This is a genomic window from Streptomyces tibetensis (assembly GCF_007655005.1).
Classification (GTDB): domain Bacteria; phylum Actinomycetota; class Actinomycetes; order Streptomycetales; family Streptomycetaceae; genus Streptomyces; species Streptomyces tibetensis.
The window spans coordinates 121,447-135,764 of the sequence record NZ_SZVW01000008.1 but is presented as its reverse complement, the minus strand read 5'-3'; the positions used below and the strand labels follow the sequence as shown (position 1 = coordinate 135,764).

General features: G+C 71.7%; 15 protein-coding genes, 1 tRNA gene and 1 pseudogene. 9 read left to right on the top strand and 8 right to left on the bottom strand.

The features are described 5' to 3' along the window. Positions 1-2: 2 nt before the first annotated feature. Positions 3-611 (bottom strand): hypothetical protein, encoded by a 609-nt coding sequence (locus tag FDO69_RS15620; protein WP_104780428.1) that lies wholly within the window; start codon positions 609-611, stop codon positions 3-5. Positions 612-1,414: 803 nt separating this feature from the next. On the opposite strand from FDO69_RS15620, the gene FDO69_RS15615 reads away from it, so the two are divergent. Beyond that, positions 1,415-2,812, top strand: a complete 1,398-nt coding sequence (locus tag FDO69_RS15615) for a site-specific integrase (RefSeq protein WP_234387946.1) — start codon at positions 1,415-1,417, stop codon at positions 2,810-2,812. A 31-nt stretch (positions 2,813-2,843) separates the two neighbouring features. Here the strand turns inward: FDO69_RS15615 and FDO69_RS15610 are convergent. Then, positions 2,844-2,920 (bottom strand) — tRNA-Pro (locus FDO69_RS15610). Positions 2,921-3,018: 98 nt separating this feature from the next. On the opposite strand from FDO69_RS15610, the gene FDO69_RS15605 reads away from it, so the two are divergent. The 3 genes and pseudogenes from FDO69_RS15605 to FDO69_RS15595 form a co-directional block, all read left to right on the top strand. Further along, positions 3,019-3,558: a DUF309 domain-containing protein gene (locus FDO69_RS15605; protein ID WP_104780427.1), complete on the top strand. Its 540-nt coding sequence runs from the start codon at positions 3,019-3,021 to the stop codon at positions 3,556-3,558. 62 nt (positions 3,559-3,620) lie between these two features. After that, complete coding sequence (gene cobF, locus FDO69_RS15600; protein WP_104780426.1) at positions 3,621-4,391, top strand: precorrin-6A synthase (deacetylating); 771 nt, start codon at positions 3,621-3,623, stop codon at positions 4,389-4,391. An 81-nt stretch (positions 4,392-4,472) separates the two neighbouring features. Further along, positions 4,473-5,016 (top strand): annotated as a pseudogene (locus tag FDO69_RS15595) (MFS transporter); the annotation flags it as partial. Positions 5,017-5,189: 173 nt separating this feature from the next. Here FDO69_RS15595 and FDO69_RS15590 read toward each other — a convergent pair. Next, the gene (locus tag FDO69_RS15590; RefSeq protein WP_104780425.1) at positions 5,190-5,930 is read right to left on the bottom strand and encodes a cobalt-precorrin-6A reductase; all 741 of its coding nucleotides are present in this window, start codon (positions 5,928-5,930) and stop codon (positions 5,190-5,192) included. A 479-nt stretch (positions 5,931-6,409) separates the two neighbouring features. On the opposite strand from FDO69_RS15590, the gene FDO69_RS15585 reads away from it, so the two are divergent. Further along, a complete protein-coding gene (locus tag FDO69_RS15585; RefSeq protein WP_104780424.1) occupies positions 6,410-7,210 on the top strand; it encodes an HAD-IIA family hydrolase in 801 nt (266 codons plus the stop codon). Here FDO69_RS15585 and FDO69_RS15580 read toward each other — a convergent pair. Together FDO69_RS15580 and FDO69_RS15575 are read right to left on the bottom strand one after the other, a co-directional pair. Continuing rightward, on the bottom strand, positions 7,196-7,969 hold the full coding sequence (locus FDO69_RS15580) for a sulfite exporter TauE/SafE family protein (RefSeq protein ID WP_104780423.1): 774 nt from the start codon (positions 7,967-7,969) through the stop codon (positions 7,196-7,198). The two genes, FDO69_RS15585 and FDO69_RS15580, sit on opposite strands and share 15 nt — an antisense overlap. 176 nt (positions 7,970-8,145) lie before the next feature. After that, positions 8,146-9,333, bottom strand: a complete 1,188-nt coding sequence (locus FDO69_RS15575) for a thiolase family protein (RefSeq protein WP_104780422.1) — start codon at positions 9,331-9,333, stop codon at positions 8,146-8,148. Between the two features lie 183 nt (positions 9,334-9,516). Here FDO69_RS15575 and FDO69_RS15570 point away from each other — a divergent pair, with 183 nt between their 5' ends. Genes FDO69_RS15570 through FDO69_RS15555 form a run of 4 tightly spaced genes read left to right on the top strand, consistent with a single transcriptional unit; the run spans position 9,517 to position 11,292 of the window. Then, positions 9,517-9,774: a WhiB family transcriptional regulator gene (locus tag FDO69_RS15570; protein ID WP_104780562.1), complete on the top strand. Its 258-nt coding sequence runs from the start codon at positions 9,517-9,519 to the stop codon at positions 9,772-9,774. After that, entirely contained in the window at positions 9,771-10,247 is a 477-nt protein-coding gene (locus FDO69_RS15565; RefSeq protein ID WP_104780421.1) for a Dps family protein, read from the top strand. Before FDO69_RS15570 ends, FDO69_RS15565 begins: the two co-directional genes overlap by 4 nt. A gap of 49 nt (positions 10,248-10,296) precedes the next feature. After that, positions 10,297-10,641, top strand: coding sequence for a DUF3140 domain-containing protein (locus FDO69_RS15560; RefSeq protein ID WP_104780420.1), 345 nt, complete (start codon positions 10,297-10,299; stop codon positions 10,639-10,641). Between the two features lie 3 nt (positions 10,642-10,644). Next, positions 10,645-11,292, top strand: coding sequence for an HhH-GDP family DNA glycosylase (locus FDO69_RS15555; RefSeq protein ID WP_104780419.1), 648 nt, complete (start codon positions 10,645-10,647; stop codon positions 11,290-11,292). Between the two features lie 91 nt (positions 11,293-11,383). Here the strand turns inward: FDO69_RS15555 and FDO69_RS15550 are convergent, their stop codons facing one another. Genes FDO69_RS15550 through FDO69_RS15540 form a run of 3 tightly spaced genes read right to left on the bottom strand, consistent with a single transcriptional unit; the run spans position 11,384 to position 14,309 of the window. Beyond that, positions 11,384-12,073, bottom strand: a complete 690-nt coding sequence (locus FDO69_RS15550) for an SDR family oxidoreductase (RefSeq protein WP_104780418.1) — start codon at positions 12,071-12,073, stop codon at positions 11,384-11,386. Then, a complete protein-coding gene (locus FDO69_RS15545; RefSeq protein WP_104780417.1) occupies positions 12,070-12,951 on the bottom strand; it encodes a cupin domain-containing protein in 882 nt (293 codons plus the stop codon). The genes FDO69_RS15550 and FDO69_RS15545 overlap by 4 nt, the downstream gene beginning before the upstream one ends. Further along, positions 12,948-14,309 (bottom strand): amidohydrolase family protein, encoded by a 1,362-nt coding sequence (locus FDO69_RS15540; protein ID WP_104780416.1) that lies wholly within the window; start codon positions 14,307-14,309, stop codon positions 12,948-12,950. The genes FDO69_RS15545 and FDO69_RS15540 overlap by 4 nt, the downstream gene beginning before the upstream one ends. Positions 14,310-14,318: the final 9 nt, after the last annotated feature.

Here is a 14,318-nt window from a genome sequence, read left to right as displayed (position 1 = left end):
CTTCAGTTGAGGTCCGACAGGAAGCGCTGCACCGCGGCCTCCTGCCGCTTGAGCCGGTGGGCTTCCGCGACGGTGAGGTTGGGATGGGAGACGAACCACGCTTCCGCCGGGATCTGGTACTTGACGATGAAGTCCTTCACGTCGGGCGAGGTGATACCGGGCCAGCCCTCGACGTTGGCGAACAGGTAGTCCATGAAGTCGGGGATCTTGGTGGCGAAGTCGTCGATGTAGGGGTCCCACTCGCCGTCGAAGGCAGTCGCGAACAACAGCTTGGTGTCGTTGTCGAGGAACACGAAGCGCATGTTGTGCAGCGTGCCGACCTGACCGGCGCCCGCAAGATTCCCGCCCACCAACTTGAAGAACTTCCGCAGACGTTCGGCACCGTTCGGCTTCAGCGGCAGGATCGTGGTCAGCTCGGACACCTCGCCGCTCTTGGCTCCGATTCGGCCGGCGGTGGTGACGGCATGCTCGGCCGTCTCCTCCTTGTCGGCCAGCAGCTCAGCAACGCGGAGCTTGAGTGCGATCTTCGCGTCCGCCAGCGTCGAGTCGACGCGCTCACGGACGGCGTCGGGCAGCTTCTGGAATTTCGCGTGCAGATCGGTCTCGCTCATGGCACCTCTCCTGGGGGTCCGGCGTCGACCGCCGGCCGACGCTGTACGGCGACTCGACAGAGCCGCACCAATAGGATCGTGAGAGTTTTCACATAAGTCGCAAATCGGCCACTTGGCTACATGAGGCACGGAGACGCGTGGCGAGTTTGAGTATCTCCGCACAACTGATTACATCATCAGTTTGCGCGGGTGCTTTGTCAACGCGCCACTAGCCTGCACTACACGGGGCACCTTCTCGCGGTTCAGCGGCGGCCAGAACCTCGGCGTTGCCGCCGACGTGCTGGCATCAAGGACTCCCAGCACGTGACGTCGACGCCGGGGTAAGTGGCGAGATGCGAGCTCTCCCTGGCCCACCGGGCGGCCTCCCCGGCCTCCTGTCCATGGCGCGCGCAGACGCCGCCTCCGCACGACAACCGGCACAGCGCGTCCAGGCACCTTGGCGGTAGGACGACCACAGCCTCGGGTCCGGCTGGCGAGCGCACGGGACGCAGAACATGGACGGCTCCCGGAACTTCCCATCCCACGCCGGCTTCTCCGCCTCGGATCAACCAGGACCAGATCCGGACCATTCATGGACCAGTCCTCACCAGAGAGCCCCGCCTGCCGCGATTTCCTCAGGTCAGCATGCGTGCGGCTGCTGTACCACCAGCAGACGAAGAATCTGCTGCCACGCTCCCGGATGGGCCCCTTGCGCGATGACAAGGGAAACTCGCTGGTCACGATGCTCCCTGGCGGCGTGGTGGTCGCCTGTTGGTCGCAGGCTGGAAGCGTCCATCTCCCTCCACCTCCCGGAGGCGATCCCCATGCGCACCAGCATCGGCAGCGGCCGTATCTACCGCCGCTGCAGCTGCAGGGATACCCATCGCCGCCAGCTCGGCACAGGCTGCCCTCATCTGGTCACCGACAGTGAGCACGGCACCTGGGGCTTCGCTGTAGATGTCCCAGCCCCGGCCCGTCGCCGGACGGCTGTGCGCCGGGGCGGCTTCCCCAGCCAGGATTCGGCCGAGCAGGCACTGGTCCGCTTCCTCGAGGGTGAGGCCGGCGGGTACAACGCAGACCCGAACCAGACCGTCGCCGCCTACCTGAACGCCTGGCTGGCCGCAAAGGCCCTGGTCCTGAAGCCGACCACGATGGCCCGTTACCGCGACTACGTCCGCAACGACCTCGTCCCGGCCTTCGGCACCCTCAAGCTCGACCAGCTCGCCCACCGGCCCATCTCGGCCTTCGGCGCCAGCCAGCTCGCCTCCGGCCGGGGCAAGACCACCCTCTACCGGTGCCTGGCCACCCTCTCCAGCGCCCTGGGCGACGCCGTCCGGCAGCACCGCCTCCCACGCAACCCGGCCAGTCCCCCAGTGCTACGGCGACCACCGTCGCCGGAACGGAGGATCTGGACGGCGGAGGAGGCTGCCCGCTTCCTCGTGTACTGCCACCGGGCCGACCCCGAGATGGCCGACCTGTTCGAGTTCCTCATCGGCACCGGCCTGCGCAAGGGCGAAGCTCTGGGCCTCCACTGGGATGACGTCCACCTGACGGAAGGCGTCCTCTACGTCTGCTGCACCCTCTCCGCCATCGACAACAACCACCTCGTCATCACCACGCCGAAGACCCGATCCAGCCGCGGCTGGGTCGCCATCTCACCCCGCGTCGCCACCGCCCTCCGGCACCGTGCACAAACAACGCCCCGAACACGCGGCGATTCTGACGACCCGTTCGCCGGACTCGTCTTCTGCCGACCCGACGGCCGACCGATCGGACCGCACCATGTCCTGGACCGACTCCGTCGGCTCTCAGCAGAAGCGGGCGTCCCCAGGATCACGGTCCATGACCTGCGCCACCTGGCTGCCACCATCACCGTCACCGCCGGCGTGCCCCTGACCGTCGCCCCCAAGACCCTGCGGCCCTCCACCCTGTCGACCACCGCCAACATCTACAGCCACCTCACCCAACAAGCAGCCCGCGAAGCCGTCGACGCCATCGACCACACGCTCACCGGAGCCGAGAAGGCCAGCCACGAAACGGGCCGTACGCGGTGGCTGCGACCACCACGCGACCACATCCACCGGCTCCGCGAGGCTGTCCGCCGACTCCGCTCCCCCGCGCCACCGCCCTTCAGCGCCACAGCCAACCGGCCACAGACTGGACGTGCGACCACACTGCGACCACCATGGCTCCGGACGCACGGAAGGCCGCCCTCTCATTAGTGAGAGAACGGCCTCCGACCTGCGTAAACGCTGGTCGGGACGACAGGATTTGAACCTGCGACCCCTTGACCCCCAGTCAAGTGCGCTACCAAGCTGCGCCACGTCCCGGTGCGCGCCACCCGCGGTGAGCCGCGTGATCGCGCGAACAGCACCTTACCCCACACCCCTGGCCGCGCCGAAAACAGGCCGGGCGGGACAATCGGCCTATGGGCAGCACAGGAGAGACCGGCTCGGGCCGGCCGAGCGGCACACGGGACCGTGACGGTGAGGGGCGGGCGCGCAACGCCCGGCCCCGGGACGGACTCGGACGGCCCCTGCCGTACGGCGCGGACGGTGTGCCCCGGCAGCCCGAGGGCGTCGTCCGCACCCCGGAGGAGACCGTCGCGCAGGCGCAGCGGCTGCTGGACGAGGGCAAGCCGTTCCATGCGCACGAGGTCTTCGAGGACGCGTGGAAGTCGGGGCCCGACCAGGAGCGCGAGCTGTGGCGCGGGCTCGCCCAGCTCGCCGTGGGGCTCACGCACGCCGCCCGCGGCAATCTGACGGGTGGGGCCCGCCTGCTCCGCCGCGGGGCGGGCGCGGCGGAGGCCTGGGTGTCCGAGACCGGGCAGGACCTGCCGCATGGGATCGACGTCGCGAGCGTGGCGTCGTGGGCGCGGGAACTGGCCGGGGACGTGGAGCGGGAGGGCCGAGCCGTGGACGCGGGTGCGCGAGCGCCTCGACTGCGGGGCGGGGGCCCCGGGCGCTGAGCCGGGGCCGGTGATCCGACCGCGGTGCATCCGGCCTCACCCCCGTGCGGCAGACTCGGGGCGTGCGAAAGATTCATGTCATCGGTATCGGCGCGGGCGACCCCGACCAGCTCACTCTCCAGGCGGTCAGGGCGCTGCGGAGCACGGACGTGTTCTTCATCCTGGAGAAGGGCGAGGTGAAGGCGGACCTCACCGGGCTCCGCCGGGACATGCTCGACGCGCACGTGCCCGAGGGGACGTACCGCGTGGTCGAGGCGCGCGACCCGGAGCGGGACCGGAGCGCCGGCGGTTCGGCCTACTCCCCCGCCGTCGGGGACTGGCGCAGTGCCCGCGCCGACATCTACGAACGGCTGATCACCGAGGAGCTCGGCGAGGAGCAGACCGGCGCGTTCCTGGTGTGGGGCGACCCGTCGCTGTACGACAGCACCCTGGGGATCCTGGAGGAGGTGCTGGAGCGGGGCGCCGTGGCGTTCGAGTACGACGTCGTGCCCGGCATCAGCAGCGTATCGGCGCTCGTCGCCCGGCACCGCACGGGCCTCAACCGGGTCGCGCGGCCGGTGCAGATCACCACCGGCCGACGGCTGGCCGAGGGCTTCCCGGAGGACGTGGACGACGTGGTGGTCATGCTCGACGCCCACCAGACCTTCCGGCGGTACGCGCAGGAGGACGTCGACATCTACTGGGGCGCCTACATCGGCACCCCGGACGAGATCCTCGTTTCCGGTCCGATCGCCGAGGCCGCCCCCCGCATCGAGCGGTTGCGGGCCGAGGCCCGAGAGCGCAAGGGCTGGATCATGGACACGTATCTGCTGCGCCGGCATCCCCGCGACTGACGTGACTGGCGGGTCCATCACCGGGCACCCGTGCGGACGTTCTGGCATGCGCACGTAGCCCACAGGTGTGAAGGTGACGACGTGACCGTCGTGGAGGAAACCGCCCTGCCCGCCTCCCAGCCGCCGGTGCTGGACACGCGTCGCCGCAACGTCGTCTTCGTGACGATCATGCTGGGGATGCTGCTCGCGGCCCTCGACCAGACCATCGTCGGCACCGCCCTGCCGACCATCGTGTCGGACCTGGGCGGGGCGGATCACATGTCGTGGGTGGTCACGTCGTACCTCCTCGCGGAGACCGTCGCGACCGTGCTGGTCGGCAAGTTCGGCGACCTGTTCGGCCGCAAGGCGGTCTTCCAGGTCTCGGCGATCGTGTTCATCACGGGCTCGTTCCTGTGCGGTCTGGCGACGAACATGTCGCTGCTGATCGCCTGGCGGGCGATGCAGGGCATCGGCGCGGGCGGGCTGATGGTCACCTCGATGGCGCTGATCGCCGATGTGATCCCGCTGCGCGAGCGCGGCAAGTACCAGGGCGCGATCGGCGCGGTGTTCGGGGTGGCCACCGTCATCGGGCCGTTGGGGCGGGCTGTTCACCGACCATCTGACGTGGCGGTGGGCGTTCTACGTCGAAACGACTGCTGGTGGAGGACCTGAGCCATGGGCTGCCGCCCAGCGGGGAGAAGTCCCTCACGGCCGGCTCGGTGTGAGGGCCGCGGAGCCGGCGAAAGCCCTCACGGCCGGCTCGGCGTGAAGGCTGCGGAGCCCGGCGAAGTCCCTGGCGGTCGGCTCGGTGGGAAGGCCCTACCCGAGCCCCAGGTGTTCCAGCACACCCTCCACATCGGGTACGGCCGTCACGCCGTCCGGCAGTGGCGGCCGCCCTACGACCACGACCGGCAGCCCGAGGTCCCGGGCCGCCGTCAGTTTGGCCGCCGTGGCCGCTCCCCCGCTGTCCTTGGTCACCAGGACGTCGATGCCGAGCTCGCGCAGCAGGGCCGTCTCCCCGGGGACGGTGAACGGGCCGCGGGAGAGCAGTACGTGGGTGTCGGGTGGCAGCGGCGGCTCGGGGGTATCCACCGACCGCACGACGAAGTGGAGCCGCGTCAGGTGGGCGAAGGAGGCCAGGCCGAGGCGCCCGGTGGTGAGGAACACCCGGCGGCCCAGGGTCGGGAGCAGATCCGCGGCTGCGTCCAGTGAGGGGACCGGGTGCCAGTGGTCCCCGGGGCCGGGCCGCCATCCGGGGCGGCGGAGCACCACGGCGGGGACGCCGGTCTCGGCGGCGGCGCGGGCGGCGTTGGCCGTGATCGACTCCGCGAAGGGGTGCGTGGCGTCGACGAGCGCGTCCACGGACTCCTCCCGCAGCCATCGGGCCAGCCCCCGGGGCCCGCCGAAGCCCCCGACGCGCACCTCCCCGTCGAGTGCCCCCGGCTTGGCGACGCGCCCCGCGAGGGAGGTCGTGACGCGGACGCCGGGGCGGCTGGACAGCGCCGCGGCCAGGGCGCGGGCCTCGGTCGTGCCGCCGAGGATCAGGACGTGAGGAGACACGGCGTCGAGCGTACGAGGTCCGGCGCGGCGGGCGCCCGGCCGGGTGCCCGGGAAGCGCCGGCGGGACGGCAGGTCCGGGGCCGTCGGCCTGCGCGGAGCCCGCCGGAGGTTGCGGGGAGGTTCGAGCGGCGCGGCGGGCGCCCGGCCGGGTGCCCGGGAAGCGCCGGCGGGACGGCAGGTCCGGGGCCGTCGGCCTGCGCGGATCCCGCCGGAGGTTGCGCGTAGGTTCGAGCGGCGCGGCGGGCGCCCGGCCGGGTGCCCGGGAAGCGCCGGCGGGACGGCAGGTCCGGGGCCGTCGGCCTGCGCGGATCCCGCCGGAGGTTGCGCGTAGGTTCGAGCGGCGCGGCGGGCGCCCGGCCGGGTGCCCGGGAAGCGCCGGCGGGACGGCAGGTCCGGGGCCGTCGGCCTGCGCGGATCCCACCGGAGCTGCGCGACAGGTTCGAGCGGCGCGCCCGGCCCCCGGTCGTTATCGTCCTGCCATGGAGTCCGTGCGTGCCGTGCTCGTGGACATCGACGGGGTGCTCACCGTCTCGTGGCGGCCGTTGCCCGGGGCCGTCGAGGCGTTGCGGGAGATCCGTGAGGCCGGGCTCGGCGTCCTGCTGGTCACCAACACCACCTCCCGTACCAGAGCGTCGATCGCCGGGACGCTGGCACAGGCGGGGTTCCCGGTGGCTGCCGAGGACATCCTGACGGCACCGGCCGCCACCGCCGCGTACCTGGCCGAGCACTGTCCCGGTGCCCGGTGCGCGCTGCTGAACAGCGGCGACATCGCGGAGGACCTGGAGGGTGTCACCGTCGTCGAGGCGGGCGACACCGGCAGCGTGCCGGATGTCGTGCTGGTCGGTGGTGCCGGTCCCGAGTTCGGCTACGCGGCGCTCGACCGGGCCTTCGGGCATCTGCAGCGCGGGGCCCGGCTGGTGGCGATGCACCGGAACCTGTACTGGCGTACGGCCGAGGGGCTGCGGCTGGACTCCGGGGCGTTCCTGGCCGGGCTGGAGCGGGCCGCGCGGGTGGAGGCCGAGATCACCGGCAAGCCGGCGCGGGCGTTCTTCGCATCCGCGCTCGCCCGGCTGGGCGTCGGCGCGCAGGAGGCGCTGATGGTCGGCGACGACGTCGAGTCCGACGTGCTCGCGGCGCAGCGGGCCGGGCTCACCGGGGTGCTCGTGCGGACCGGGAAGTTCCAGGAGGAGACGCTGCGGGCGGCCGACGGCACGCCCGACCACGTGATCGACTCCGTCGCGGAGCTTTCGGCGCTGCTGCGGGAGTCAGCGCAGCAGTAGCTGCAGACCGCCCACGATCGTCGCCGCGATGACGAGCCGCTCGAACAGCCGCTGGTTGATCCGGTGCACGGCCCACTTGCCGAACAGGGCGCCGGGCACGACGAACGCCACGAGCGCCAGGTCGAGGAGGAGCGAGTGGCCGTCGATCAGGCCGAGGCCCGCGCTGAAGGGCAGCTTGGAGACGTTGACGATCAGGAAGAAGAAGGCCGAGGTGCCGAGGAAGCCGAGCTTGCGGAAGCCCGCGGAGAGCAGGTACATCGACATCACGGGGCCGCCCGCGTTGGCGACCATGGTGGTGAAACCGCCGAGGACGCCGTAGGAGCGGGCCTTGAGGCGGCCCGAGCGGGTGGTGACCGACTCCGGCTCCTCCTCCTTGTCGGCCGTACGCCGACGCCACACCGTCACGGCCGCCATCAGCAGCAGGATCGCGCCGATGGAGGTCCGTACGATCGCGTCGTCCGCCCAGAGCAGGAACACCGTGCCGACGACCACGCCCGCGGCGACCGCGGGGAACAGCCGCCACAGCGTGGGCCAGTGGGCGTGCCGCCGGTAGGTCGCGACGGCGAGGAGATCGCCGGCGATCAGGATGGGCAGCAGCACACCGGTGGAGGCGCGGGCGGGGAGCACCGCCGCGAAGACGGCGAGGCTGACCGTGTTGGCCCCGCTCACGGCGGTCTTCGAGAAGCCGACGAGCAGGGCCGCGAAGGCGAGGGCGGCGAACTCCCAGCCGGTGATGTGCCAGAGCGTCATGGTGTTCATGCGAACACTGATGCTATGTGCAACGAACCGGTGCTCGTAAGCGCTGTCTCGCCTGATGGGCCCCGCCGGTGCCGCCAGGGCGTTTTTCGACTGCCGCAAGGAAGGCGCGACTGCCGCGGTGAAGGTGCGACTGCCGCAAGGAAGCCGCGACTGCCGCGAGGAGCGTCGGCCTGCTGTTACGGCCGCTCGACGAGGACCGCGCTCCCCTGGCCCACCCCGACGCACATCGTGGCCAGTCCCCGCCCCGCTCCCGTACGCCGCATCCGGTGCAGCAGCGTCGTCAGGATGCGGGCTCCGGAGCAGCCCAGGGGGTGGCCCAGCGCGATGGCGCCGCCGCTCGGGTTGACCAGCTCCGGGTCGATGCCGAGCTGGTCGACGCAGGCCAGTGCCTGTGCGGCGAAGGCCTCGTTGAACTCGGCCTCCTCCAGGTCGCCGACGCTCCAGCCGGAGCGGGCCAGCACCTTGCGGGTGGCGGGGACGGGGCCGATGCCCATGATGTCGGGGTGGACACCGGCGGAGGCTCCGGCGACGTAGCGGCCCAGGGATTCAAGGCCCAGGTCGTTCAGGGCGTCCTCGCTGACGAGGAGGAGGCCGGCGGCGCCGTCGTTCATCGGCGAGGCGTTGCCCGCGGTGACCGTGCCGCCGTCGCGGAAGACCGGCCTGAGCCGGGACAGCTTCTCGTACGAGGTGTCCTCGCGGACGCATTCGTCGGTGTCGACGACCACGCCGTCGGGGCGCTCCACGGGGAGGAGTTCATCGTCGAAGTGGCCGTTCTTGCGGGCCAGGGCGGCGCGCTGGTGGCTGCGCAGGGCGAAGTCGTCCTGGCGTTCGCGCGGGATGCCGTAGCGCGCGGCGACCTCCTCGGCCGTCTCACCCATGGCCAGCAGGCCGTGCAGCTCGCGCATCGCCGGGTTGACCAGGCGCCAGCCGAGGCGGGTGTCGGCGGTCTCCATACGGTGCGGCAGGGCCTCGTCGGGGCGGGGAAGGACGAACGGGGCGCGGCTCATCGACTCGGAGCCGCCCGCGATCACGACGTCGGCCTCGCCCGCGGCGATGGTGCGGGCGGCCGTGGTGACGGCTTCCAGACCCGACGCGCAGAGGCGGTTGACGGTGGCGCCGGGCACGGAGTCCGGGAGGCCGGCGAGCAGCGCGGCCATGCGGGCGACGTTGCGGTTGTCCTCGCCCGCCTGGTTGGCGGCGCCCCAGTAGACGTCGTCGATACGGGCCGGGTCCAGCGCGGGCACGCCGGTGACCAGGGCGCGGACCACGGTCGCGGCGAGGTCGTCGGGGCGGACCGATGAGAGGGATCCCCGCAGCTTGCCGATGGGGGTGCGGCGGGCGGCCGCGAAGTGGACGGGACGCACGTAGGGCTCCTCACTCCGCGCATCAACGCGCATTAATTAGCACTGCTAGTTTCGAACTATAGACCCTCGCTCGGCCACCTGTGAAGATTCTCCGCCTCCAGGGGTACTCCGCAGTCGTATCGCAGGTCATGCGATGCCCATGCGTCGCGTTTGCACCAGAGCGTCCGGGGCACCCGCGCGTTCATGGAGTGGTTGCGGAGCGCCGCCTGCGTGGACGAGGACCCCGAGCTGTTCTTTCCCGTCGGCACCGCCGGTCCCGCCCTGCGCGACGTGAGCGCCGCGAAGCGGGTCTGCGCGCGCTGCCCGGTGACGGACCCGTGCCTGCACTTCGCGCTGAGCAGCGGCCAGGCCGCGGGCGTGTGGGGCGGCACCGTCGAGGAGGAGCGCGACGCACTGCTCCGGACGCACAGGAACGACGCGAAGAGGAGAAGCGCCCCATGACGACTGTGAGGAGCACCCTGCCCGACGACGCCCGAAAGGTCGCCTGCGAGGCACTTCAGGACACCTTGGTGGATCTGCTCGGGCTCTCGCTGGTCGGGAAGCAGGCGCACTGGAACATCGTCGGACCGCGATTCCGGTCCATCCACCTCCAGCTCGACGAGGTGGTCACGGCAGCCCGGGACTTCGCTGACACGGTCGCGGAGCGGTCCGCGGCGCTGGGCGTCCCGCCGGACGGCCGGCCGGAGACCGTCGCCAAGGCCTTCACGCTGCCCGCCCCGCAGGAGGGCTGGGTGCGCGACTCGGACGCCGTGCAGGTGATGGTGGAGGCGCTGCAGGACGCGGTCGCCCGGCTGCGCGAACGCATCGACGCGACCGAGAAGGCGGACCCGGTCACCCAGGACCTGCTGATCAGCATCACCGCGGAGCTGGAGAAGCAGCGGTGGATGTTCGACGCCGAGAACTTCCCCCGCTGACACGCGGGCGGACCGGCGCAGAACACCCACGTACGGAAAGGGGCAGGCGATGACCGACGCCCTCGAACTCGACGCGCTGTGGGAGGACTTCCACCGCGTGGTGAACATGACCTCGCAGGAACTCGCGGCGTGGCTGCGGGTCCGCGACGCCGACGAGGCCACCGAGCCGCTGCCGGACCAGGCGGGCCCGGCCACCGGGCAGCACGTCCTGGCCATCCTCCAGAAGCGGCGCACCGATCTGACCGAGGACGACCTGCGCGTGATGCGGAGGGTCGTGGACAAGGTCGCCGACGAGGTGGACCTCGAGAACGAGCCCGAGCCCGAGGTGACGGCCGAGGACACCCGCCGCAGGCACCGGCTGATGACCGTCGGGCACGATCCGCTGAAGGGCTAGTCCGTGGACCGCCCGGAGCGCGTCGTGCGGGAACTCGTCGGCGCGCACGGCCGGACGTACGCCGAGGAGGCGGGCATCGGGCTGAAGGACACGCCGCAGCCGCTGTACCGGCTGCTGGTGCTGTCCCATCTGCTCAGTGCCCGCATCCGCGGTTCGATCGCGCTCGCCACCGCCCGTGCGCTGCACGAGGCGGGGCTGCGCGATCCGCGGCGTATGGCGCGGGCCTCCTGGCAGGAACGGGTCGACGCGCTGGGCCGGGGCGGTTACCGGCGCTACGACGAACGTACGGCCACCCAGCTCGGTGACGCCGCCGAGCTGCTGACCGGACGGTGGGGCGGAGACCTGCGGCGGCTGCGCCGGGAGGCGGACGGCAGGGTCCCGGAACTGCACGGCCTCCTCCAGGAGTTCCCCGGAATCGGGCCCGCCGGTGCCGACATCTTTCTGCGCGAGGCGCAGGGCGTCTGGCCGGAGGCGGCCCCCTACCTGGACGCCAAGGCCCTCCAGGGCGCCGAACGGCTGAACCTGCCCCGGGATCCGGAGCGCCTCACCGAACTGGCCGGGGACACCGGCCCGGCCGTCCTCGCCGCCGCGTTGGTGCGGGCGGCGGTGGACAAGGAGGTCGCGCAGGACGTACTGCGCCACACCGGCTGACCGGCCACCTCACGACAGCCGCCCTTCCTTCCGACCGGCCGCCGGCTTCCCGTCCGGCAGACCGCCTCTCACCTTCCCCCTAGCCGTCGGCTCACCCCAGCAACCAACCCCCGTCCACCGTCAGTTCCACCGCGTTCACCGACCGGTTGCGCAGCAGGAAGTCCACCGCGTCCACCACGTCGGCCATCTCGGCAAGCCGCCCGGTGGGTGTCTCGGTGCGCAGCGTGGCCAGCACCTTCTCCGGCTTGGCCTGCCAGTACGGGCTGTCGCCCACGACACCGGGATGCACGGCGTTGACCCGGACGGGAGCGAGCTCGACGGCGAGGGAGTTCATCAGGCCCCGCACCCCCGCGTTGACCGTCGCCACCGTCGTCGCGCCCGGGTAGGGGCGTTCCTTGGCCTGGCCGCCGAACAGCACGATGGCGCTGTCGTCGTGCAGGCGGCCGCGCAGCGTGTGCACGACCTCCGTGTAGCCGACGAGTTTGAGGGTGACCAGGCGCAGGGCGGCGTCGATGTCGTAGTCGGTCACCTTGTTGTCGTCCCGGGAAACGCCCGCGATCACCAGATGGTCGACGCGCCCCATACCGGCCAGGGCCGCCGCGATCTCCAGCGGCCGTGCCAGGTCCAGGGCGAGGCCGCGGGCGCCGAACTCCTTCGCGACCGCTTCGGCCCGCTGGGTGTCGCGGCCGGTGAGAACCACGTCGTCTCCGTTTCCGGCGCGCGACCGGGCGAACTCGAGCCCGATCCCGGACGTGCCGCCGACGACGAGCACACTGCTCATGACTTCTCCTCCAGTGCCGCGCGCAGGTAGTCCCAGTCCCGCGTGAACCGGTACGAGTGCCGTGACGGCGGTTGCGGCGCCTGTGTCTCCAGCCAGCGCAGCGGGCCGCGCCCGGCGTTGACGAACCCGTGCACACATCCGGCGCCGGCCCAGGCCACATCGCCGGGCTCCAGCCGGTACCGCTCGCCGTCGAGGGTGGCCTCCGCGACGCCCTCCAGGATCAGATACGTCTCCTCGAAGGGGTGGTCGTGGGTGCCGATGACCCCGTCGGACGCGTACTGCACCATGAACATGGTCGAGGCGACCGCGCCCAGATCGCCGTCGATCATCATCTTCACCGTGATCCCGCTGTAGACCAGCAGCGCGGTCCGCATGCTCGCCGTGACGGCCAGCAGGTCCTGGGACTGCCTGCCGGGATCCATCTGACCGGGCTCGAACCGGCCGAAGCCGCGGGTGCGCGGGTCGCGCACGTCCACCCGGACCGGCTCACACGCGGGCAGGTCCGGCACGGCCAGGGTGTCGTGCCCGTAGCGGGCGCGCGGCACGGGGGCCAGCATGTCCGCCCAGCGGCCGCCGGTGCCCCCGGCCCCGCGCCAGGCGTGCGGCACGCCGGTCGGCAGCAGGCCGTAGTCCCCCTTCTCCAGCAGATACGAACCCTGGGGCAGGTCGAGGATCACGGCGCCGTCGAGGAGGTGGAAGCTCTCCTCGTACGAGTGCACATGTGCGGGCAGCCGGCCGTCCGGGAGCAGCTCGCACAGCCCGAAACCCGTGTGGACGCTGCCGTCGTCCTCGCCGACCAGTGCCCGGCGCCGGTGCCCGTGGCCGTCGAAGGGCGGCTCGGGCAGGGCGGCGGCGTGGCACACCAGGTGATGGGTCATGCCGGAGTCTTCGCCCCCTTGGCCTCCTTCGCCGCGAGGAGCCGGTCGCGGGACTCGCCGACGAGCCGCAGGGCGCGGGCGGTGTCACCGAGGAGCCGGCCGTCGCGCTTGTGGATCACGCCGTCGACGAGGACGGTGTCCACGTTGGAGACGTCGGCGCACAGCGTCACCGCGGCCACCGCGTCGTGCACCGGCGCGACATTGGGAGCGGTGGCGTCGACAGCGACGATGTCGGCGCGCTTGCCGGGCGTCAGGGAGCCGGTACGGTCCTCGAGACCGGCGACGTGGGCGCCGTTGACGGTGGCGGTCTCCAGCATCTGACGCGCTGTCAGCATGGTGCTCGGAACAGGCATGTTCGCCTGCCAGCAGTCGGCGTTGACGCGGGCACGTTCGGCGCCGAAGGCCGCGCGGATCTGGGTGAACATGTCGCCGGGCACGGTGGTGACGACGTCGATGCTGAGCGCGGGGCGAAGGCCGTGCTCGATGGCCTGCATCACGGGCGGCCAGCCGTGCCCCATCTGGAGCTCCACCTGAGGCGCGACCGACACCGTGCCGCCGCTGTCGGCGACCATCCGCCACTCCTCCTCGCTGAGGTGGCAGCTGTGGACGTAGGTGGTGTCCGGGCCGAGCAGTCCCAGGCCGTGGAGCTGCCTGACCATGCCGAAGCGGCCGGCGAGGCGCCCCATGGCCACGTGCACGGTGATCGGCAGGCCCAGCTCCCTCGCCATCGCCCACTCGGCGGTGACGACCTCGTCGACGCAGAATCCCGGGCCGCGGGTGGCGAGGCCCATGGTCAGCAGGCCGTCGTCGGACGCGAAGTGCGTCGACCGGATCCGCCGTACGTCGTCCGCGGGGATCGCGATGCGGCTCTCGAACCAGTACTCGGCGAGGGATGTGTTGGCGCTGCCGTACGCGTACTGCGCCCTGATGCCGGACTCCCTCAGACCCTGGATCGCCGCGTCCGGGTGCTCGGGGGTGTTGTTGATGTGCGACCAGTCGACGAGCGTGGTGATGCCCGCGTTGAGGCACTCCAGCGCGCCCGCGAGGTTGCCGGCGTACACGTCCTGCGGGGTGTACAGGGGCGCGAAGGTGTCGAGGATGTCGACGAAGTAGTCGTCGAGGGTGGCGTCGGGGGCGACTCCCCGGATGGGGGCCTCCCAGGTGTGGCGGTGGGTGTCGACGAAGCCGGGGATCACGATGCGGCCGCTCATGTCGAGGACGTCGGCGTCGGCGCTGATCTCGGGTTCGACGGCTGCGATCCTGCCGTCCTCGACGAGGACGTCCCCCTGGGGCAGGTCGCCGATGCCCGGGTCCATCGAGATCACGTGACCGGAGCGCAGCAGTGTCCTGGTGGTCATCGCGTTTCC